Below are 20,798 nucleotides of genomic sequence, written 5' to 3'. Positions count from 1 at the left end.
TCGACCCTCTAGCGGGTGAATAGTAAAGATAGTAAAAATAGTAAAGATAGTAAGAGGTTGTAAGGAGAGAGCATGCCCCCGACCCCCGCACGACCCCGAAACCCGTTCACCGCAACCGTCGGGAAAACACCGCTGGTACTCGCGGGACGCGATGAATACCTCGACGACTTCGACGCCGCAATCCAGGACGGCCCAGGTAGCCATGAACGCATCTCCATCATCACTGGCCCCAGAGGCGTGGGCAAGACCGTTCTACTGAACGAATTCGAAACAGTCGCGAAGTCCCACTCCTGGCACGTCATTTCCGAAACCACAACACGCGGCTTCAACGACCGCATTCGGGACCGCGCCTTTCGCCTCTTAGAAGACCTTTCTGACGAGCCCAAGCGTCGCCTCTCCGGCCTAAAACTCCCCTATCTTGGTTTCGACACCGAAGCAGTTCCTTCTTTTTCCCCCACCCCAACGCTCAGGTCAGTTCTTGACGAGCTCTTTGATTGCCAAGCAGAGATCAATGCCCGGTTCGAACAGGAGCCAGTCGGCCTATTGATCACCCTGGACGAGCTGCACTACGCGCACATGGACGAGATCATTGAATTTGGAACAACGATTCAACACCTCGTGCGGGAGGACCGCGAAATAGCGGTTGCAATGGCAGGCATTCCAGGCGCGGTAAAGCCACTTCTCGCCGCGGATGAAGGCCGCAATCCCGTGACTTTTCTACGGCGCGCAAACCGAATCGAAACCGGGATGGTACCAATTACGGAAGTTCGCACCGCCATGGATAAGACGACAGAACAGGTCGGCGTCTCGTGGACGCCGGAGGCTCTCGACAACGCATCCAGGGCGACCGGCGGCTATCCCTTCATGATTCAGCTTGTCGGGCAACATGCTTTCCGTAACTGCACCGGCACCGAGATCAACAACGAAGCCGTCTCTCGCGGCATCCGCGCAGCCCGGAGAAAGCTTGGGCAACTTGTACATGAGCCGTCAATTGCGGACCTTTCTGAAGTCGACCGAACATTTCTCACTGCCATGTCCTCCGACGACGGCCCCTCACGCATGTCGGACATCGCGGCACGCATGGGAGTTGACGCGCAGTATGCGGGCAATTACCGCAAGCGCCTGATCGATGCCGAAATGATCCGCCCCACATCCCACGGTTATGTCGACTACGAACTGCCCTACATGCGTGACTACCTGCGCTCTCACCACGCAGCCGACGCCATGGAACAGTTCTCCATCTGGCCCGAATGAGGGGTGCCGCTTCGCTAGAGCGCTAGCGCCCTCACGTTCGGCCAACGCTCCCACCACCGACAAAACGCCACACCTTCATTCACGTGACGTCAGACGCTATACGCGATGGCTGCGGCGCTGGTCTAGCGACTAGCTGAGCTACCGCCCATATGTTGTGCGCCGTGATGACGGCGCCAGCGCGGGCACATCGAGTGCAAAGACCGCGTCTGGGGGTGCCTGAGGCAGCGCATAGAACCACCCGCCCTACCTGAGGATAGGATTAAATTATCCCTGTAATTGTGCCAGCCGTTACTCGAGACGACTGCGTCCTCCAGCGAAGGCAGCAAAGTGAAAAACCGACAACACACTAGGTTTCTCTCGGCCATTTGGGCAGCATTACTCACCGTGCTGCTGACAGTAGCGGGAGGGCCTGGCCTTCCCTCGATCGCTAAGGCCGAGCCCGAAGCAACACCCGACCGGCAGGTTCTCAAGTGCTACGACGAGCAGCGCATCCTCTACTGCGAACCGGAGTACCTGCAAGAACTCATCAACCAGGCGGGAACAACACCGACACGGATTGAGATCGGCAACGGTACCGAAACTCTCGTGACGAAGACCTTGGTTATTCCGGCAGGCGCAGACATCGAGCTCGTGGATACGAACATTGTCGGCTGGAATTCCAGCACCAAGATTATTCGCGAAGACGGCGATTTCACCGGCAGCCTCATCCGGGTTGAGAAGGGTGGCAAGCTCACGCTTTCCGACGGCACCGGGAACGGCGAAGGCATCATCATCGACTCCCGCGCGCAATACGAGAACGTGGTGACGGGCAGCTCGTTCTCCCCCACCATCATGGTCGAAGGCGAGCTAGTGATGAACGCCGGCACCATCACCGGCGCCCGCAAGATGAGCAGCGGTGGCGAAGGCGCAGTCACCGTTAAGGGCAAGGACGCGAAGTTCACCCTCAACGACGGCAAGATCACCGACAACCAGCGCAAGACGGGTAGCCAGTTCGGTGCCGCGAACGTCGCACTGACCAAGGGGGCGACCATGGTGATGAACGGTGGTGAAATCTCCAAGGGTATATCCGAACACAGCCCCTACGCTTATGGCGAGGTCGGCGGCATCGGCGTTTTTGACGGCGCCCACCTGACCATCAACGGTGGCAAAATCACGGAAAATACGGGCTGGTCGGGAAATATCAATGTCATCCACTGGCTGAACGAAAGCAATGTGAAGCCCGGCGACGATACGTCGGATACACGATCCACTGTGGTGTTCAACGACGGTGAAATTACGAAGGGCAAGGCCGCCTTCGCTGGCGGCGGCATCAACATCTTCGGCAACGCAGATGTCACGATGAACGGTGGGATCATCGACAGCAACGCTGCGCCGAACGGTGGTGGCGTCAACGCGATGGACATGTACATCAACGGTGATCCTCGCACCTACCAAGAGATCGATTCCGACGGCTCTCGCTGGGCCAAGCAGCACTTCGGCGAACCCAAGCCCGAAAAGTGGACCGAAATCTCCCCTGCCAGGTTCACCATGAACGGCGGGAGCATCACGAACAACAGCGCCACCCGCACTGGTGGTGGTGTCAACGTGATCTCCAACGCCGTACAACTCAACGCCGGCATGATCGAAGGAAACAGCGCCCATGATCAGGGTGGCGGCGTCTACGTTGCGACGAAGTCCTACAACGCCCATTTCATGGACACCCTCATCACCGATAACCAGGCTGCCGCTCTTGGTGGCGGCATCTGGCTGTGCCCTACCGGCAGCCTGATCATGCACGTTACGAACGGTGTGGCCGTCTTTGAGAATGAAGCCACCAAGAGTTCTTCGCCTTGGCACTGGGGCGACGACATCGCGCATGACAATTACGGATCGGCGCACCCGGCCGGTCTGCGCATCGATCCACGCATGCTCGGTGGCGGTGAACCCGCCTTCTACAAGGATGGCTCAGTGGCTTCGGAGGGCACCCGCTTCGATCCTGCAAACCCAGGGAAGAAGCAGATCTTCGACGGTGAAGCGCGTGACTCTGACGAGAACGCTGACTACCGCACCGCGATTCAGAACGAGGGTCTGAAGGCCGTCGTCGATGACGCGGCGAAGGAAACGGCGAAGTCCTGGGCAAAGCTCACGATCCAGAAGAACACGGCGCCACGCGGTGCTGGTGTCGGCTCGAATGGTGGGCTCACTTTCGGCACCCCTGAAAGCACCGAGGTGAAAGTCGCCAAGGCATGGAAGGACGCTGAAGGTAAGGACCTTGATGCTGACGCGACTGTTCCGGTCAAGGTTCAGCTCGTGGGAACAGTCGGCGGCGAGCAGTTCAACGTTGGCCAGCCGGTAGAGCTGAATGCCGACAACGGGTGGACGCACACCTTCGCTGACCTGCCGAAGACGAAGACCATCAACGGTGAACAGGTTGAAGTCCAGTACACGGTCGAAGAGCTGGCCGTTGAAGGCTTCACCAGCAAGGTCACCGGCAACGCGAAGGATGGCTTCACCATCACGAACACTGAGAACCCGCCAGCCACGACTGAAGTGCCGGTTGAAAAGGTCTGGAAGGACGCCGACGGTGCCGATCTCGATGCTGAGTCGACCACGCCGGTGAAGGCCCAACTGGTCAAAACCGTCGACGGTAAGTCCACCCCGGTAGGTGACCCGGTTGAGCTGAACGCCGACAACGGCTGGAAGCACACCTTCACCAACCTACCGCTGACCGAGAAGATCGACGGCAAGAAGCTCGACATCCAGTACACGGTCGAAGAGCTGGCCGTTGAAGGCTTCACCAGCAAGGTCACCGGCAATGCGAAGGATGGCTTCACCATCACCAACACGGAGATCCCGCCAACGACTCCGCCCACGACGCCTCCAAGCACCCCACCGACGACCCCGCCAAGCACACCGCCGACGACCCCTCCAAGCACCCCACCAACGACGCCACCGACGACCCCGCCAACGACTCCACCGACGACGCCACCAAGCACCCCACCGACGACACCGCCGACGACGCCACCAAGCACCCCGCCAACGACACCGCCGACAACTCCGGAATCCACCCCGGAGCCGACGCCGGAACCAACACCGACGCCTGAAAAGCAGCAGCCGCCGCTGGCTCGTACCGGTGTTCAAATCGGCGGGACGCTCGCCCTGGCCCTGGTACTGATCGGAATCGGTGCTCTCCTGGTCAGCCGCAAGAAGCGCTAACAGCAGGTAGGCTCATCGCCTCCTGAACGGGCAGTGGCCCTGGAACTTAACCAAAGTTCCAGGGCCACTCGCATATCCAAGGCTTCTTAGTGCCCGCGCGGCTGGCTCAGCGACTTGCCCGACTCGAAGAAGGGCTGCAGCTGGTTGTCGTACATGGACAGCGCAGAACCGATCGCCATGTGCATGTCCAGGTACTGGTAGGTGCCCAGGCGGCCACCGAAGAGCACCTTGTTCTCCTCAGACTCCGCGGCCGCGAGCTTGCGGTAAGCCTCCAACTTCTCGCGGTCCTCCGGGGTGTTGATCGGGTAGTACGGCTCGTCGTTGTCCTCCGCGAAGCGGGAGTACTCCTTGACGATGACCGTCTTGTCCTTCGGGTACTTGTCCTCGCGCTCGGGGTGGAAGTGACGGAACTCGTGGATGCGGGTGTACGGGACGTCCGCATCGTTGTAGTTCATCACCGGGGTGCCCTGGAAGTCGCCGGTGTCCAGCACCTCCTGCTCGAAGTCGAGGGTGCGCCAGCCCAGGTGGCCTTCCGCGTAGTCAAAGTAGCGGTCCAGCGGGCCGGTGTAGACCACAGGCGCGTCCGGGGACTCGGCGCGCAGCTCGTCACGGACATCGAACCAGTCGGTGTTCAGGCGCACCTCGATGTTCTCGTGGTCCGCCATGTTCTCCAGCCACTTGGCGTAGCCCTCGACCGGCAGGCCCTCGTAGGTGTCGTTGAAGTAGCGGTTGTTGAAGGTGTAGCGCACCGGCAGGCGGGAAATGTTGGACGCCGGCAGCTCCTTCGGGTCGGTCTGCCACTGCTTGGCAGTGTAGTCGCGGACGAAGGCCTCGTAGAGCGGGCGCCCGATCAGCGCGATGCCCTTCTCCTCGAGGTTCTTGGCATCCCGTGGGTCCAGGCCGTCGGTCTGGTCCTTGATCAGCTGGCGGGCCTCGTCCGGGCTGTAGTACCTGCCGAAGAACTGGTTGATCAGGCCCAGGCCCATCGGGAACTGGTAGGCGGTGCCCTTGTGCATCGCGAAGACGCGGTGCTGGTAGTCGGTGAAGTCCGTGAACTGGTTGACGTAGTCCCACACCCGCTTGTTGGAGGTGTGGAAGAGGTGGGCGCCGTACTTGTGAACTTCGATGCCCGTGGTGGGCTCGGCCTCCGAGTAGGCGTTGCCACCCAGGTGGTCGCGGCGTTCGACGATCAGAACGCGCGCGTCATTCTGCGAGGCAGCGCGCTCGGCAACGGTCAGGCCGAAGAAGCCGGAGCCAACAACAATGAGGTCATATATCCCGTTTGTGCTCATGTGCCCCAGGGTACTGGGTGGGCCGGGAAAACTAGTTGAGCAAAACCCGTAGCAGCGCCATTTGATACCTCTTGATACATCGGCAATGTATCAAGAGGTATCAACCCAGCCTCGAGTTCACCGCGCCCGGATTCGCCGAGTACGTGCTGGCGGTCGACGGCGCATAGCCGAGCAAAACGCGTTAGCTTTCCCACCACTGGCGAACTGGCATGCCGGTGGAACCATCCGCGTAGGGCTTCACGGCCAGCACCTGGTGCAGCTGCACGATATTGTGCTCGAAACCCCACTCGGAACCGGCCATGTACAGGCCGAACAGCCGGGCGGTGGCCTCACCCACGACGGCCACCGCCTCCTCCCAGTTCTCCGCAAGCAGCTCGCACCAATCGTGCAGGGTGCGCTGGTAGTGGAAGCGCAGGTTCTCCTCGTGGTGCACGTCGAAGCCCACGTCCTGCATGCGGGTCACGATCGTGCCGGAACCGGTGAGCTCGCCGTCGGGGAAGATATAGCGGCCGATGAACTTCCCGGCGTTGATGCGCTCGTTGGTGGGGCGGGTGATGCAGTGGTTCAGCATCCGACCACCCTCCCGCAGCCGGCCGTACATCAGCTGGAAGAACTCCTCGTACTGGCGGCGCCCCACGTGCTCGAGCACGCCGATCGCGGAGATGGCGTCGAAGCCGGTCTCGGGGACGTCGCGGTAGTCCATCAGCCGGATCTCCGCGAACTCCTCCAGGCCTTGCTCGCGGATCTTCTCATTGCCCCACGCGACCTGCTCTTCGGACAGCGTCACGCCGATGGCCTTCACTCCACGGGCGGCGGCGTAGCGCACCATCCCGCCCCAACCGCAGCCGACGTCCAGCAGGCGGTCGCCCTCGGCAAGCCGCAGCTTGTCGAAGACCAGGCGGTACTTATTCTCCTGCGCCCGGTCGAGTGGTGCCTTCGCGGCCGTGCCCGTCGGCCACAGGCTCTTATCCCAGCCCTCCGGGGTATCGGACTCGTCGGCCGGGTAGTAGGCGCAGGTATAGGTCATGGAGTCGCCGAGGAAGAGCTCGTAGAGGTCATTGCCCACGTCGTAGTGCCGCTGCACGACCTCCTTATCCCGCTCCCGGGAGTGCCGGGAGAGCCCCTCGAACAGGGCCTTCTTCCAGCCCGGCTGGTCCTCCTGTGGCGGGATCGGCATTGGCCGGATCGCATCCAGGCGCTTCAGGGACCGGGCGATGCGCGCCCCGGTGGCAGCCGATGGCTTGCGGAAGGACTCGTAGTAGAAGGTCTGCAGGGCGTCGAACATGCCATAAGGGTGGCCGGGATTTTCACCGCTGACCTGCAGTGCGCCGGTGATATAGGCCCGCGCGAGCCCCAGATCGCCGGGCGCGGTGACGATATATGCCAGCGCATCGGAGCTGGTGATCTCCAGCCGGAGCCGCGCATCCGCCGGCCCGGTCTCGGAGCCGTCGAAGCCGGTGACGTGGAAAGGCAGCGGTGGTTCGGTGATTGCCTCCACGATCTCCGCCACCGTCATTGGAGTGAAACCCGAATTCATGTTCTCTACTTGCCTTTCCTTCTTCGCTGTTTTTCTGTTGTCCTTTTTAATTTTTTGACGTCAACGCGCCCGAGCCTGCCCTGGCTGGGCGCTATGTCAGGCGCCCTGCTAGGCCCAGTCCACGGTCTTTTCGTACAGCCCGGGGAAGCGCCCCTGCGGGTCGTAGACTTCCTTGAGCTGGGCCGGGAAGCTGCCGCCGTAGAGCTGCTCGAAGGTCTCCCGGTCGTAGAAAGCTTCGGAGTAGAGGGACTTGTGCCCGCCCAGGTCGCTGACCTTCTCCTCGACGAGCTTGTTGAACGCGCCGGCGGGGGCGTCCTTGCCCAGCAAGTCGACGGGGACGGAGGACCAGAAGCCGACGTTAACCCAGGTCTGCCCCACCGTCAGCGGGTAGAGCGGCCACGGGTGTTCCTTGTCCGCGCCCAGGGTCTCGCCCTCACCGACCAGCTCGGTGCCGTCCGCGCCGGTGCCCCGAATGCGGATCGGGCAGAGCCACACGGGCTCGATCTCGCAGGAATGGAAGAACCACTCGAGAAACTCTGGCAGGTGCTCCGGGGTGACCTCGATGTCCTGGACCACGCGCTCGCGGGCAGGCCGATTGTTGGCGGCCTCGATGCGGTCGGCGAGGTCGTATTTGCGGTCCCAGCCGATGATCTTCCAGTAGAAGCTGGAGCGCAGCAGGTCGCGGGGCCACATGCGGCGGATCGTCGGGTTCTGGGTGCCGAAGGCGCGGCTGGCCCAGAACCAGTCCACGTCCCAGCGCCACAGGTAGTTGCGGATGCTCAGCCGGTCGCGCAGCACGCCTGTGGGGTGCTGGATCGAGCGGTAGTAGATCCGGTCGCGGGTGTAATCGCTGGTCGGCCCGGGTTCGTCGGTCTGGCGGCCGAGCATGAGGTAGCACTCCTCCAGGCTGAACACGGCACCGTCGAGGTAGTCCACCGCCTCGCCCTCGTACTCCCCCGTCTCGACGATCTGCTCCATCGTCTCGGTGAGCGCGTGGACGTCGTGGAAACGGACGTGTCGCAGCTCCACGAAATCCTTGACCTTCTCCAGTTCGATCTTCAGCCGCACCGCGTAGCCCAGGGAGCCGTAGGAGTTCGGGAAACCCCGGAAGAGGTCGACGTTCTGCGTCGGCGAGCAGGTCACCACCTCACCGGTGCCGGTAAGGACGTCCATCTCGATCAGAGCCTCGTGTGGCAGCCCGTTGCGGAAGCACGCGGACTCCACGCCCAGCCCGGTGACTGCCCCGCCCAGGGTGATCGTTTTCAGCTGCGGGACGACGGTCGGGCTGTAACCGTAGGGCAGGACGGTATCCACCAGGTCCTCGTAGGTGCACATCCCCTGCACGTCCGCGGTTCCCGCCACCGGGTCGACGGCGATCACACCACTCAGGCCGGAGACGTCCAGGCCCGGTGTGGTCGACTGGTTACGGCCGCGGAAGAGGTTGGAGGTTTTCTTCGCCAGGCGGACGTTCTCCCCTGGCGGAATGGCCGCGTAGCTGGCCCGCAGTGTCTCCACCGCTTGCTCGTGCGCGAACCAACCAACCGGTTGCAGTTCGCGCGCATCGAGGCCGTTGCCGATACGTAACGCATCGGTGGTTTTTCCGACGGTCTCCACGGCAATATTCTTCAGCGCACCCAAGACAGTCATATCTCCCACCATAACCACGCGCGTCTTTTCACGCCGTGGCGGCGGGTGGGACACGGCAGTAGCGGCGAGAAAAGGACGCCCGAAGCCTAGAGCCAGCGCTGCAGGACCTCGGCGACCCCGTCGTCGTCATTGCTGGTGGTGACCACGTCCGCAGCCGCCTTGACCTGGTCCTCCGCGTTGCCCATCGCGACCCCGAGCCCCGCCCACTCGATCATCTCCAGGTCATTGGGCATGTCCCCGAAGACAACGACGTCCTCCCGGCGGATCGGTTCCGTCCCAGGTGCCGCCTGTTCGTTGAGGTGCGCTATCAGCTCCTCGATGGCGCTGCGCTTGGTCACGCCCGGCGCGGAGAACTCCACCAGCCCACCGCCCCAGCTGTAGGACATGTGGGTCAGCTCGGGGTCGATGTGGTCGGCAAGGGCGTCGTAGATCTGGCGGGAGGTGACATTCGGGTTGCGGCCCAACAACTTCACGGCTGGCTGGGAGATGACCTCGTCCACGGGGCAGATGAGGTGTTCGTCGGACTCCCAGGCGTGGGTGAAGTCCGGCTCCACCACGTAGAGCTCCTCGGCGCGGTCAAAGGCGCTGGCACCGGCGCGCTCCACCCCGAAGCCCACGCCGGGGCCAGTGGGGGTCTGCGGGGCAGACTGACGGCCGAAGAGGTACTCCGGCAGGTGGGTCGGCAGGTGTCGGGTGTGCTCCAGGGAGGTCTCGACGATGCTGCGCATGTCCTCGGGCGAGAGGGTTTTCGCGCGGATGATCTCGTCGCGGGCGGAATCATAGGTCACTGCACCATTGGCGCAGATGCACAGCGGGCGGATCGGGAGCTGTTCCAGCACCGGCAGCATCCAGCGGGCGGGCCGGCCGGAGGCCAGGGTGAAGATCGTCCCGCTGGCGGTGAGCCGGCGGACGGCGTCCCGCAGCCGCGGGGAGACGCGTTCCTTGCTGTTGAGCAGGGTGCCGTCGATGTCGCTGACGATCAGCCGCGGCTGGCTCATTAGTTCTTCCGGCCCTGCTGAGCCTGCTGCTCGCGCTTGCGCTTGCGTTCCGCCTGGTCGGCACGGTCCTGGGCGGTGGCCTCCTCCAGGGTGGGGGCGGTGCCGCCAAAGCGGGCCGGGACCCAGGCCTCGCCCTTCGGCATGGGGCCGTAGCGGCGCACGTACTCCTGCTGGGCCTCGTCCAGCTGAGCCTTCATGGCCTCGTGGAGCCGCTCGGTGGTCTCGATGGAGTCCTCGGTAACCTCCACCGGCTCGCCGACGCTGATGACCAGCTTGGCGTTCTTGGGTCGGAGGTTATTCTTGCCGCCCTTGGTCCAGATCCGCTGGGAGCCCCAGATGGCCATGGGGATCAGCGGGGCACCGGAGTCGCGGGAGATGATTGCCGCCCCCTGGCGCAGCTCCTTGACCTCGAAGGAGCGGGAGATCGTCGCCTCTGGGAAGATCCCCACCAGCTCGCCGACCTTCAGCCGCTCGATGGCCTCGTTGACGGAAGCCTGGCCGTCTGCACGATCCACCGGAATGTGGCGGCACGCCTCCATCGGCGGCTTAGCGAACTTGTTATCCCAGATCTCCTTCTTCGCCATGAAGCGCACCAGGCGCTCGCCGCGGAAGTGGGCGGGGATGCCACCGTAGACGAAGTCCCAGTAGCCGGTGTGGTTCACCGCGAGCAGCGCCCCGCCCTCAGCGGGGATCCGCTCATGGTGCATCACCACCACCTCGAGGCGCTGGATGTAGCGCATCAGCAGCTTCGCCGCCCGAATGATGATCCGGCCGTACACGAGCTCCTGGGATTCCGGGTGCTTCGGGGTCTCCACCCCCTTGCTGGTCAGGGTGAAGGCCGAGTCGGTCCACCGATCAATGGAGAAGATGGATCCCACGCGGGATAGGAGTGCCGGGAGCTTAGCCATGGTCGTGATCCTCTGCTATGTGGGAGCCCCGCCGCAGGAGGACGGGGCTGTAGTGGTGGGGTTCAAGTGGTGCGAGTCAGTCGTGCGGGGCGCCGTGGTTCCGGGCCCTTGAACGACACAACCCTTGGGTGACAGGGCCAGGGCCTGGCGGCCTAGTTCTTCGGGGTCAGGACATCCTTGCCCACGAACGGACGCAGCGCCTCCGGGACGACGACGGAGCCGTCGGCCTGCTGGTGGTTCTCCAGGATGGCGACGAGCCAGCGGGTGGTCGCCAGGGTGCCGTTCAGGGTTGCGGCGACCTGCGTCTTGCCGTCGGCGTCCCGGTAGCGGGTCTGCAGGCGGCGGGCCTGGAAGGTCGTGCAGTTCGAGGTGGAAGTCAGCTCGCGGTAGGTGTTCTGCGTCGGGACCCAGGCCTCGGTGTCGAACTTGCGGGCAGCCGAGGAGCCCAGGTCGCCGCCGGCGGTGTCGATCACGCGGTACGGGACGTCGATCGCCGCGAGCATATCCTTCTCCAGCTGCAGCAGTTCCTGGTGGATCTCGGTGGCCTGCTCCGGGCGGCAGTAAACGAACATCTCGAGCTTGTCGAACTGGTGCACGCGGATGATGCCGCGGGTGTCCTTGCCATAGGAACCGGCCTCGCGGCGGAAGCAGGAGGACCAGCCGGCGTAGCGCTTCGGTTCGTCCAGGTCGATGATCTCATCGGAGTGGTAACCGGCCAGGGCGACCTCGGAGGTGCCGACGAGGTACAGGTCGTCCTCCTCCAGGCGGTAGACCTCATCCGCGTGGGCGCCCAGGAAACCGGTGCCGCCCATGACCTCGGGGCGCACAAGCACCGGCGGGATCATCAGCTGGAATCCCTTCTCGGTGGCCTTGCGGGCGGCCAGCTGCATCATGCCGAGCTGCAGCAGCGCACCGTCGCCGGTGAGGAAGTAGAAACGGGAACCGGAGACCTTCGTGCCGCGCTTCATGTCGATCAAGCCGAGGGACTCGCCGAGCTCCAGGTGATCCTTCGGCTCGAAGTCGAAGGTGGTGGGCTCGCCGACGTGCTCGAGGACCACGAAGTCCTCCTCGCCACCGGCGGGCGCGCCCTCGACGACGTTGGAAATCTGCATCTGCAGATCGTGCAGTGCCTGCTCCGCGTCGCCCTGGGTGGCCTCCAGGTCCTTGACAGCCTGGGCCTTCTGCTTGCCTTCCTCGCGCAGCTGGGCCTTCTCCTCATCGGAGGCGGCGGCCATCTTCTGGCCCATCGCCTTGGAGAACGCCTTCTGCTCCGCGCGGGCCTGATCGGCCGCGGAAATCGCCTCGCGGCGCTGGCGGTCGGCCTCCAGCAGCTGGTCAACCAGTGCTGGGTCCTCCCCACGGGTACGCTGAGATTCACGAACGAGGTCTGGATTTTCTCGCAGGAGCTTGAGATCAATCATGGCTCCTAGCTTAGCTATAGTGGTGGGATAAAGTTTCCTCCCGCACCGCCGTCGCCGAAGAAAGTGAAACATGAGTATTAGTCACGCCACCTGGACTCGCCGGATGCGCAGCGTGACAGTCATGACCCTGGCAGCACTGTGCGGTGGCGTCGCCGCCGGCGCCTACACTTACGCCGCCGACAGCAACGCCGGACCGACCATCGCGCCACCAGCCAACGAGGCCGAGGCCCCCGAGGTTCGCGCCGCCGCGTTTACCAACGCGGACACCGGCCAGTGCGTCAACTGGACCCGCACCCCGAGCGGACAGAACACCGACTTCCTCACCGTTGACTGCAAGAAGCCGCACCGCTTCGAGGTCTCCGCCCGCGAGGACCTGCGCACCTACCCCTCCAGCGAATTCGGCGCGAAGGGCGCGCTGCCTGATGTGAAGCGCCAGGCCGAGCTCAGCCAGGAGCTCTGCGTCGGCCCCACCATGCGCTACCTGGAGGGCAAGCTGGACCCGAACGGGCGCTACACCATCTCCCCGATCCTGCCGCCGGAGTCCTCCTGGGCGGAGGGCGACCGCACCATGCTGTGCGGCGTGATGGTGCAGGACGCCGAGGGTAAGTCCGTCGAAACCACCGGCCTGGCCGCCGAGCAGGACCAGTCGCGCGTCTACGAGCCGGATACCTGCGTGCAGGTGCAGGGCCGCTCCACCCGCGTGGTGCCGTGCAGCGAGGACCACACCTGGCAGGTCACCCACCAGGTGGACCTGGGCAAGATCTTCAACGGCGACGAGTGGCCCGACATCAAGCGCCAAAACGACGCCCTGAACAAGATCTGCACCGAGCAGGCGGAGAACTACATGGGCGGCGAGGAGAACCTCTACCAATCCACGCTGACCCCGTTCTGGACCACCCAGCCGGAGGAGTCCTGGGTCACCGGCTCCCGCCAGGCGAACTGCGCGCTGATCGCGACGGAGGGCGACGGTTTCGCCACCCTGAAGGGCGATGCCCGGCAGCAGTTCACGGTCAACGGCAAGCCGCCGAAGACCCCGCCGAAGCGACTGCCGAAGCGCAGCGAGGCGCCGACCCCGGCCCCGGAGGACGCTAATGCTGAGGGCAATCCGACTCCTTAAGCGGGCACCACGAGCGAAGGTGATTGAGCATTGAGCATCGAGGTCAGCGAAGAGGAGTTCGAGGAACTCGTCGACCAGGGGCTGCGCCGCATCCCACGGGAACTACTGGACAACGTCGATAACGTCGCGATCGTCACCGAGGACTATAACCTCGACTCCCCCAGCATCCTGGGCCTCTACGAGGGGGTCGCGCTCACCGAGCGGACCAGCGAATACACCAGCGCACTGCCGGACAAAATCACGATCTACCGCCTGGCGCTGCAGGATGTCGTCGACACCCGGGAGGAGCTCGTCGAGCAGGTCGCGATCACCGTCATCCACGAGCTCGGCCACCACTTCGGCATCGACGACGACCGGCTCCACGAACTCGGCTGGGGCTAGCTGGTTTAGCTGGGTTTAGGCCAGCTCCGGGACGCCGAACGGGCCCCACTCAGTGACGCGGAAGCGGCCGCGCACCCCGTCCCGGAACTGCTCGTCCACAGCCTCCGCGACCTGGTCGAGCAGCTCGCCGAAATCCTCCGGCAGGGCGATGGAGACCACCTGCCCATTCGGCAGATACGCGCGGTATGCGAACTCCGGATCGACCGCGCCCAGCCAGGTGGCGACGAGGCGAATCACAGCACCGTGGCTGACCAGGACGGCGTCCGCGTCTTCGGCCTGCGCCGCCGCAACGACGGCGAGCGCCTGCGGCAGGTAGCTGCTCAGAACCTGGGCGCCGGAAGAACCACCGGGGACGACCTTGTCGATCTGGCCATGCAGCCAGTCCCCCAGTAGCCGGTGGTAGAGCTCGTGCGAGTCCTCGTCGTTCTTCATCTCCATGTCCCCGGCCGGGATCTCGGCCACACCGAAGACGGAGGCCAGGGAGCCCGCGTGCTCGCCCGCCAGCTCGACGGCGGCGGTGTCGGCCAGCCCGGCGAGTTCGCGGCCCCGGAAACGCTGGAAGCCCTCGGCGAAGCTGCTGCCCGGCGCGGCCGCGGCGATGGCCCCACCCTCGGCGGCGAAGGCCGTGGCCAGGCCCGCGGCGGTCTGCTGAGCACGTGCGGCCTGGGAAGAAAGGACGTGCACGCGGTCGCTGGCGTTGCGCAGGTAGCGGCCCGCGGCGCCGGCCTGCTCCCGGCCGAGTGTGGTGAGGCTTGCGCCTGGCAGCGCGGTATCTAGCGCGTGGATTTCGTTGGACGTGGTCTGGCCGTGGCGGACCAGAAACAAGCGGGTCATGTTCTCGCTTCCTTCTCTCAAGCCCGGTGGTCTTCTGCGGGGTTCATCATATCGGCCAGCCACCGCTCGGAGGGGCCGTCATCCGGGGTTTCGGCAGCGACGTTGCCGAGGATCTTCACCAGGTGTTCCTCGTCCACGCCGCGCGGGGCGGTGGCCAGTGGCCAGGAGCCGAGGTAGCGGATCCAGGAGCTCTCCCGCTGCAGCCCCTGCAGGGCAGCGGCGACGGCGGAGTCCTCGATATGGCCGATCATCTCGATGTGGAATACGTAGGTGCCCAGCAGCTCGCGGGTGGGCCGGGAGCTGATTCGGGTGAGGTTCACCCCGCGCAGGGAGAGCTGCTGCAGGGCGTAGATCAGGCTGCCGGGGCGGTCGTGTTGGGCGGTGAAGGCCACTCCGGTGCGGTCGTGGCCGGTGCGCGGTGCGGGCGGGACGGGGCGGGAGACCAGGGCGAAGCGGGTGAAGGCCTCGGCGACGTCGGCGACGTCCGTGGCGATTGCTTCCAGCCCGTAGATCTCGAGAGCACGCAGCGGGGCCGCGCAGATATCGGCACGCCCCTCGGCGACGGCCTGGGCCGCGGCCGCGTTGGAGGGCGCCGGGCTGAACTGCACCTCAGGCAGGTTCTCGGCCACCCAGCCACGTACCTGCGCCTCGGCGACGGGGTGGGTGCTGAACACGGGGGTCGCCGCGCCCTCCTCGGCGCTGGCGGCACTGCGGAAGCGCTCAGCCTCCCCGGCGCGCACTCCGATCGCGAAGCGGATCGGAACCAGCAGCTCGGCGAGGATCTGCACTCGGTCGCCGGTGACCAGCGCGTCCTCGGCCTGGGCGACGGGGCCGTCCACGGAGCTCTCCAGCGCGATGACCGCGTAGTCGGCTCGGCCTTCACGGAGCTCACCGAGCGCATCGGCCGGGCTGGTGCGGGGCTCCAGCTGGGCGGCGTTCTCGGGGTCGGACCCAGCTGAGCTGGCGGGCACGCCGGGCACGTGGCCTGCGCGCAGGAACTCGAGCGCGGCCTGCTCGGTGAAGGTGCCCCGCGGGCCGAGGAAAGCGATGGTGGGAGTGTTGCTCATGGCCCCGATACTAGTGGGCTACATCACGAGGGTGGGCGGGGCCGGCGGGTAACCTAGCCGGTGTGACACAGCTCAGCCCCACCCCCGATACTTTCGCCCAGCGGCTCGCGGCAGTGAGCCAGCAGACCGGACTTTCGCCCGCGCAGCTGGGGGTGGCGCGGGTCTACGACTGCCCGCACGTCGATTCCGCGAGTAGCGCGTCCCACCTCAACGGAGAGGAGCTGCTGGTCAAGGACACCCAGCAGGTCGCGGGCGAGTGGGTGACGATGGGCAACGCGCGTCAGGGCTTCCGCGCCACGCACAGCGATACCGCGGTGGAAAACCTGCTCGCGACGGGCGCCCGACTGGTGGGAGCGAGCGCGAGCGCGGAGTACGGCACCAGCGCCTATACCGAGCCCGTCGGGCAGGAGGCCCCGGTCAGCCCAATCAGCCCGTCGATGATGGCTGGTGGTTCCTCTGGCGGGGCCGCTGCGGCGGTCGGCCACGGGGTGGCGCGGATCGCGCACGCGACGGACGGGGGCGGCTCCATCCGGGTGCCAGCGGCCTGCTGCGGGCTGGTGGGTCTCAAGCCGGCGCACGATACCTCGGTGGGAGGGTTCAACCCCTCCGCCCACGGCTACCTTGCGGACTCCTTCGCGAACACGCGCAAGGCCTATCAGCTGCCCCGCACCCAGCCGTGGGGCCTGCGGGTGGGCTATACGAATCAGCCTTTCCACCACCACTCCCGGGTCGATCCCGCGATCGCCGCGGCCACCGCAGGGGCCACCGCGCTGTTAACCAACGGGGAATCGGTGGCGGAGGTCCGCCAGGCACCGCAGCCCTATGACCCGGCGAATTTCGAGCTTTTCGCGACCGTGCTCTCCACCCGCTGCGCGGAGCTGCCGGAGCCACTCTCGGAGCTCACGGCCTGGCTCAAACGGCAGGGCACGGGCGTGCCACGCTGGCGCCGCGAGGAGATGGAGCGCAGCATCCACCGGATGCGTCAGACAGCGCTTCACCGTTGGTCGGCAGCGGGCTTGGATGTCGTCGCCACCCCGATGCTGGCGTGCGCTCCCCCGGCACCGGGCGCGTTCTCGCGGCTGAACCCGCGACTGAACTTCTGGGCGCAGACGGCCTGGACGCCGTGGGGCACACTGTGGAATCTCTGCGGTTGGGCCTCGGTGACGGTACCGCTGGTTGACCCGTCTCGAGTGCCGGGCCGGTGGCCGATCGCGCTGCAACTCGGCGCGGTGGGCGACCGTGTGAGCGCGTCAGACCTTTTGGCTTTGGGCGAGCAGGTGCAGGCCGCCGCGGCGGTGCTTCCGGTGGAGGGCCTTTCACTGGCCGAGCCCGGTGACCTGGGTTCCCTGAACTACGAGCCCCGCCCCGGCGCGGGCAACCACAGCGCTGGGTGCGACTGCACAGCGGAGCACAGCCACGAGCCCTGCGAGCAACGGCAGCCATGAGTGCCGAGCTCCTCCCCCGCGACCGGCGAGCCCTGCGCGTCGAGCTCGCCCTCCTGCTGGCGGTCACCTTCGGCGCCTCCGGTCTGCGCGCGACGCTACGGCTGGTCGAGGCCCTCACGGATCCCGCCCCGCTCAATGAGCAGGAGGCTTTGCTCAACCAGTCCCAGTCCCACCTTGCGTGGCTGGATCCGGCTTTTCAGCTGATCACCTCCGGTGTGCTCCTGGCATGGGGCGGGCTGGCGGCTTTCCTCCTGCTGAGGCACCTGCCGCCCCAACCGGCTGAACACCTGACGTCCCGACCTGCCCTGCGCCTGCGGATCCGCGCCAAAGATTGGCCCCACGGGGCGGGGCTGGCCGCACTCATCGGACTGCCGGGCCTGGCGTTCTATGCGCTGGCGGTGCACCTGGGCGCCTCAAAGGTCGTGGTGCCCTCCGGGTTGGGCGAGCACTGGTGGACGCTGCCCTCCCTGCTGCTCAACGCCTGGGCCAATGGGGTGGCCGAGGAGCTGATCGTCGTCGCCTGGCTGGCAACCCGGCTGCGGCAGCTGAACGTGCGCTGGCCCGCGATCTTCGCGGCCTCGGCCCTGCTGCGGGCCAGCTACCACCTCTATCAGGGCCTATCCGCGGGCCTGGGTAATGCGGTGATGGGGCTGGTCTTCATCGAGTATTTCCGCCGCACCGGCCGGGTCTGGCCTCTCGTCATCGCCCATGGGCTCATCGACACGGTGGCTTTCGCGGGCTATGCCCTGGGCGGCGGTGGCCTCGTGGGCGTCGGCTAGGTGGGAACCGGGCTGCTAGGCTTAAGGGCCATGCGCCCGGAGAATACTGCAGGCCAGAAGGCCGAAAATCCCCTTCCTGATCAGGCTGACCCCTTCACTCAGAACCAGTCGCTAAACCCGGAGGCACTTGCCTCCATCATCGCCTCACTCTCCACGAGCAGCCAGGACTATCTGAAAGCTATTTGGAATCTCCGGGAGTGGAGTGCGAACCCCGTGACCGCCAAAGCCCTGTCCTCCCAAGTCGGGGTGCGCCTGTCCACGGCCTCGGATGCGATCAAGAAGCTCCGCGAGCAGGGATTCGTGGATCATGCCCCCTACGGGGAGGTTACCCTCACCGACGTGGGGCGCCGGGTCGCTCTCACAATGGTGCGACGCCACCGCCTGCTGGAAACCTTCCTGTTCAACACGCTCGGTTACCGCTGGGATCAGGTCCACGCGGAGGCGGAGAACCTCGAGCACGCGGTCTCCGATTTCCTGGTGGAACGCCTCGCTGACGTGCTGGGCAATCCAGCTACCGATCCGCACGGGGATCCGATTCCTTCCGCCGATGGTCAGGTCGCGATGCCGGACGCCACCCCGTTGACCGCCTTAGCTCCGGGCGAGCTGGGCCAGGTGGTGCGGATTGCCGACGATAACTCGGAACTGCTGCGGTTCTTTGAGTCCCAGGACCTGGGGGTGGGAATGCAGGTCAGCTGGGATCAGGGCGCCCCCTTTAGCGGCTCAGTGTTGGTCCAGGTGACGGGTAAAAAAAGCTTTCCCCTCAGCGAAGACGCTCTGGGGGCAATTTGGGTGTTGCGCCCAACCAGGAACTAACTACCGCGCGGGGATCTTAGGTCAGGCGGGGGCGGGTACCGAAGATCGGTGGCGGACCAACAGCCATGCTGGCCTCGAAGAAGCTGGAAACTTCCTCGGGGTGAGCCCCACTCTGCAGCCTTAAAAAGAGAGAGAACAAATGCAGAACATCTCCCACCACCTCATCGGGAGAGGCAGAGCTATCAATCAACTCCTTGGCCTCAGCGTGATTGCCGTCGTGAAGAAGTTCTGTGACGGCGATGCTCTCAATCCAGGAACCGTGGCGTTGTACAGATGGATGTTCTCTCATTAGTTTCACCTTCTTTTTCGGCGGTGCTGGCACTGAAAATGCGGTAGAAACCCCACTCCAGAGTGCCGCAATCCCCGGGTTAGGATTGAACGAAGTGCTCCCCTTCGACGGGGTATCTCCACGCCACAAGCATAAGTTCGACGCACCGTAGTTACAACTTGGTCGCGTGGTATCTATTTGTTACGTCGTCATGTATTATGGCGCCATGACTTCGACGTCCACACCTGGAGCAGAAGAAGAAACCCCAGATCTTCTGTACTTTTCCAGCGCTTCCGAAAACACCCACCGCTTCATTCAACGCCTGGAACGCCCCGCACTGCGCATCCCCTTGAGACCCAGGCTCGAAGGCATGATCCGAGTCAACGCCCCCTACGTTCTTCTGCTGCCTTCCTATGGCGGCGGAGCGCTCAATGGGGCCGTACCCAAGCAGGTGATCCAGTTCCTCAACATCCCAGAAAACCGTGCCCTAATCAGGGGAGTAATCACCAGTGGGAATACCAACTTTGGGGAGCATTACTGCATCGCTGGTCCTGTAATTTCCCGCAAATGCGGAGTACCGGAGCTCTACCGTTTCGAGCTCCTCGGCACCGACGAGGACGTCGAGAAGGTTCGCAATGGACTGGACGCCTTCTGGGCACAGCAGGGCAAAGAAAACGCCTAATACATGCAACCCCCCAGAAACGACAGAAACGATTAAACCCACCCCGACCAGCTACAAGGAGTTCAATGAAGAAAACCCTAGAAAGCTCAATCACCCCGCCCAAGAGTAAAACCGACCTGCACACCCCTATCCGCCCCATCAACTGGAACCGAGTGCAGGACGAAAAAGACCTCGAAGTCTGGCTCCGACTCACCGCGAACTTTTGGCTGCCTGAAAAGGTACCCCTCTCCAATGATCTGCCGGATTGGAACAGACTCTCTGACCTGGAACGAACCCTCACTATGCGGGTCTTCACCGGATTGACCCTACTGGACACCATGCAGGCCACGGTCGGCGAAATCAGCCAGATTCAGGATGCCCTCACCGAACACGAGGAGGCCGTCTACACCAATATCGCCTTCATGCAGGCAGTCCACGCCCGCTCCTACTCCAGCGTTTTCTCCACCCTGTCCAGCACGCCCGCAATTAACGACGCCTACGACTGGGCGGTCAAGAACGAGGTTCTGCAGACCCGCTGCCGCAAGGTGCTGGTGCACTACTTCGGCGAGGATCCGCTGAAGCGGAAAGTCTCGGCCACGCTGCTGTCCTCCGTGCTGCTCTACGCCGGCTTTTACCTGCCGCTGCACTTCTCCACCCGCGGGGTGCTGAGTAATACCGCGGATATGATCCGCCTCATCCTGCGAGACAAGGCCGTCCACGGCTACTACTCCGGCTATAAATTCCAGCGCGGCATCGAACGCCACCCGGAGCGGGCGGCGGAACTCTCCGATTTCACGCACGAGCTCCTTGAGGAGCTCTACCAGCTGGAGTTGGAGTACTCCACGGAGCTCTACGAACCCTTCGGCCTCATGGCGGATGTAGAACGCTTCGTGAAATACAACGCGAATAAAGCTCTGATGAACCTGGGCTACACCCCAATCTATCCCGGCTCGGAAACGAGCGTCAGCCCAGAAATCCTCTCGGCGCTGACCCCGGGCGCGGATGAGAACCACGATTTCTTCTCCGGTTCCGGATCCTCCTACATCATCGGCATCGCCGAGGAGACCGAGGATGCCGACTGGCAGTTCTAGGCGCGGCATCCGCCACCCAAGCGGAGAACGCGCCCCGCCCCCGACGCCCCCAAGAAAAAGAAGAACACCCCAAGAACAGAAAGGGAGACA

At 64.4% G+C, this 20,798-nt stretch carries 18 protein-coding genes; 9 read left to right on the top strand and 9 right to left on the bottom strand.

What is annotated here, in order from left to right; all coding sequences use genetic code 11:
- The first annotated feature begins 72 nt into the window (after nucleotides 1-72).
- Entirely contained in the window at nucleotides 73-1,254 is a 1,182-nt protein-coding gene (locus QP140_RS04605; RefSeq protein ID WP_284758448.1) for an ATP-binding protein, read from the top strand.
- A 384-nt stretch (nucleotides 1,255-1,638) separates the two neighbouring features.
- Nucleotides 1,639-4,449, top strand: coding sequence for a Cna B-type domain-containing protein (locus QP140_RS04600; protein ID WP_284758446.1), 2,811 nt, complete (start codon nucleotides 1,639-1,641; stop codon nucleotides 4,447-4,449).
- Between the two features lie 86 nt (nucleotides 4,450-4,535).
- Here the strand turns inward: QP140_RS04600 and glf are convergent, their stop codons facing one another.
- From glf to serS, 6 genes are all read right to left on the bottom strand, one after another.
- Nucleotides 4,536-5,741 (bottom strand): UDP-galactopyranose mutase, encoded by a 1,206-nt coding sequence (gene glf / locus QP140_RS04595; RefSeq protein ID WP_284758445.1) that lies wholly within the window; start codon nucleotides 5,739-5,741, stop codon nucleotides 4,536-4,538.
- Nucleotides 5,742-5,922: 181 nt separating this feature from the next.
- Nucleotides 5,923-7,257 carry an SAM-dependent methyltransferase gene (locus QP140_RS04590; RefSeq protein ID WP_284758505.1) on the bottom strand — a complete coding sequence of 445 codons (1,335 nt, stop codon included), beginning with the start codon at nucleotides 7,255-7,257 and terminating at the stop codon, nucleotides 5,923-5,925.
- 129 nt (nucleotides 7,258-7,386) lie between these two features.
- A complete protein-coding gene (locus tag QP140_RS04585) occupies nucleotides 7,387-8,925 on the bottom strand; it encodes an FAD-binding protein (protein WP_442875000.1) in 1,539 nt (512 codons plus the stop codon).
- 86 nt (nucleotides 8,926-9,011) lie between these two features.
- The gene (locus QP140_RS04580; RefSeq protein WP_284758443.1) at nucleotides 9,012-9,923 is read right to left on the bottom strand and encodes an HAD family hydrolase; all 912 of its coding nucleotides are present in this window, start codon (nucleotides 9,921-9,923) and stop codon (nucleotides 9,012-9,014) included.
- Nucleotides 9,923-10,831: a lysophospholipid acyltransferase family protein gene (locus QP140_RS04575; RefSeq protein ID WP_284758442.1), complete on the bottom strand. Its 909-nt coding sequence runs from the start codon at nucleotides 10,829-10,831 to the stop codon at nucleotides 9,923-9,925. Before QP140_RS04575 ends, QP140_RS04580 begins: the two co-directional genes overlap by 1 nt.
- 152 nt (nucleotides 10,832-10,983) lie before the next feature.
- Nucleotides 10,984-12,252, bottom strand: coding sequence for a serine--tRNA ligase (gene serS / locus QP140_RS04570; protein WP_070758488.1), 1,269 nt, complete (start codon nucleotides 12,250-12,252; stop codon nucleotides 10,984-10,986).
- Between the two features lie 70 nt (nucleotides 12,253-12,322).
- Between serS and QP140_RS04565 the strand changes: the two genes are divergently transcribed.
- Together QP140_RS04565 and QP140_RS04560 are read left to right on the top strand one after the other, a co-directional pair.
- Complete coding sequence (locus tag QP140_RS04565) at nucleotides 12,323-13,369, top strand: septum formation family protein (protein ID WP_284758440.1); 1,047 nt, start codon at nucleotides 12,323-12,325, stop codon at nucleotides 13,367-13,369.
- Nucleotides 13,370-13,399: 30 nt separating this feature from the next.
- The gene (locus QP140_RS04560) at nucleotides 13,400-13,750 is read left to right on the top strand and encodes a metallopeptidase family protein (protein WP_015381123.1); all 351 of its coding nucleotides are present in this window, start codon (nucleotides 13,400-13,402) and stop codon (nucleotides 13,748-13,750) included.
- Nucleotides 13,751-13,765: 15 nt separating this feature from the next.
- On the opposite strand, the gene QP140_RS04555 is transcribed toward QP140_RS04560, so the two are convergent.
- A complete protein-coding gene (locus QP140_RS04555) occupies nucleotides 13,766-14,584 on the bottom strand; it encodes a histidine phosphatase family protein (protein WP_284758437.1) in 819 nt (272 codons plus the stop codon).
- 17 nt (nucleotides 14,585-14,601) lie between these two features.
- Nucleotides 14,602-15,651, bottom strand: coding sequence for a prephenate dehydratase (gene pheA / locus QP140_RS04550; RefSeq protein ID WP_284758436.1), 1,050 nt, complete (start codon nucleotides 15,649-15,651; stop codon nucleotides 14,602-14,604).
- A gap of 62 nt (nucleotides 15,652-15,713) precedes the next feature.
- On the opposite strand from pheA, the gene QP140_RS04545 reads away from it, so the two are divergent.
- From QP140_RS04545 to QP140_RS04535, 3 genes are read left to right on the top strand one after another with little or no spacing between them, the layout of a single operon-like run.
- Complete coding sequence (locus tag QP140_RS04545) at nucleotides 15,714-17,096, top strand: amidase family protein (protein WP_284758435.1); 1,383 nt, start codon at nucleotides 15,714-15,716, stop codon at nucleotides 17,094-17,096.
- Complete coding sequence (locus tag QP140_RS04540; RefSeq protein ID WP_284758434.1) at nucleotides 17,093-17,875, top strand: CPBP family intramembrane glutamic endopeptidase; 783 nt, start codon at nucleotides 17,093-17,095, stop codon at nucleotides 17,873-17,875. Before QP140_RS04545 ends, QP140_RS04540 begins: the two co-directional genes overlap by 4 nt.
- 30 nt (nucleotides 17,876-17,905) lie before the next feature.
- On the top strand, nucleotides 17,906-18,688 hold the full coding sequence (locus QP140_RS04535; RefSeq protein ID WP_148811502.1) for a metal-dependent transcriptional regulator: 783 nt from the start codon (nucleotides 17,906-17,908) through the stop codon (nucleotides 18,686-18,688).
- Between the two features lie 16 nt (nucleotides 18,689-18,704).
- Here QP140_RS04535 and QP140_RS04530 read toward each other — a convergent pair whose 3' ends face one another.
- A complete protein-coding gene (locus QP140_RS04530) occupies nucleotides 18,705-18,977 on the bottom strand; it encodes a hypothetical protein (RefSeq protein WP_012359396.1) in 273 nt (90 codons plus the stop codon).
- A gap of 205 nt (nucleotides 18,978-19,182) precedes the next feature.
- Between QP140_RS04530 and nrdI the strand changes: the two genes are divergently transcribed.
- Both nrdI and nrdF read left to right on the top strand, forming a co-directional pair.
- Complete coding sequence (gene nrdI / locus QP140_RS04525; RefSeq protein ID WP_317209580.1) at nucleotides 19,183-19,638, top strand: class Ib ribonucleoside-diphosphate reductase assembly flavoprotein NrdI; 456 nt, start codon at nucleotides 19,183-19,185, stop codon at nucleotides 19,636-19,638.
- Between the two features lie 65 nt (nucleotides 19,639-19,703).
- The gene (gene nrdF / locus QP140_RS04520; protein WP_284758433.1) at nucleotides 19,704-20,708 is read left to right on the top strand and encodes a class 1b ribonucleoside-diphosphate reductase subunit beta; all 1,005 of its coding nucleotides are present in this window, start codon (nucleotides 19,704-19,706) and stop codon (nucleotides 20,706-20,708) included.
- The last annotated feature ends 90 nt before the right edge of the window (nucleotides 20,709-20,798 follow it).

Source organism: Corynebacterium sp. UMB9976 (assembly GCF_030212265.1).
In the GTDB taxonomy this organism is placed as follows: domain Bacteria; phylum Actinomycetota; class Actinomycetes; order Mycobacteriales; family Mycobacteriaceae; genus Corynebacterium.
This window is presented reverse-complemented; position numbering and strand designations above follow the sequence as displayed.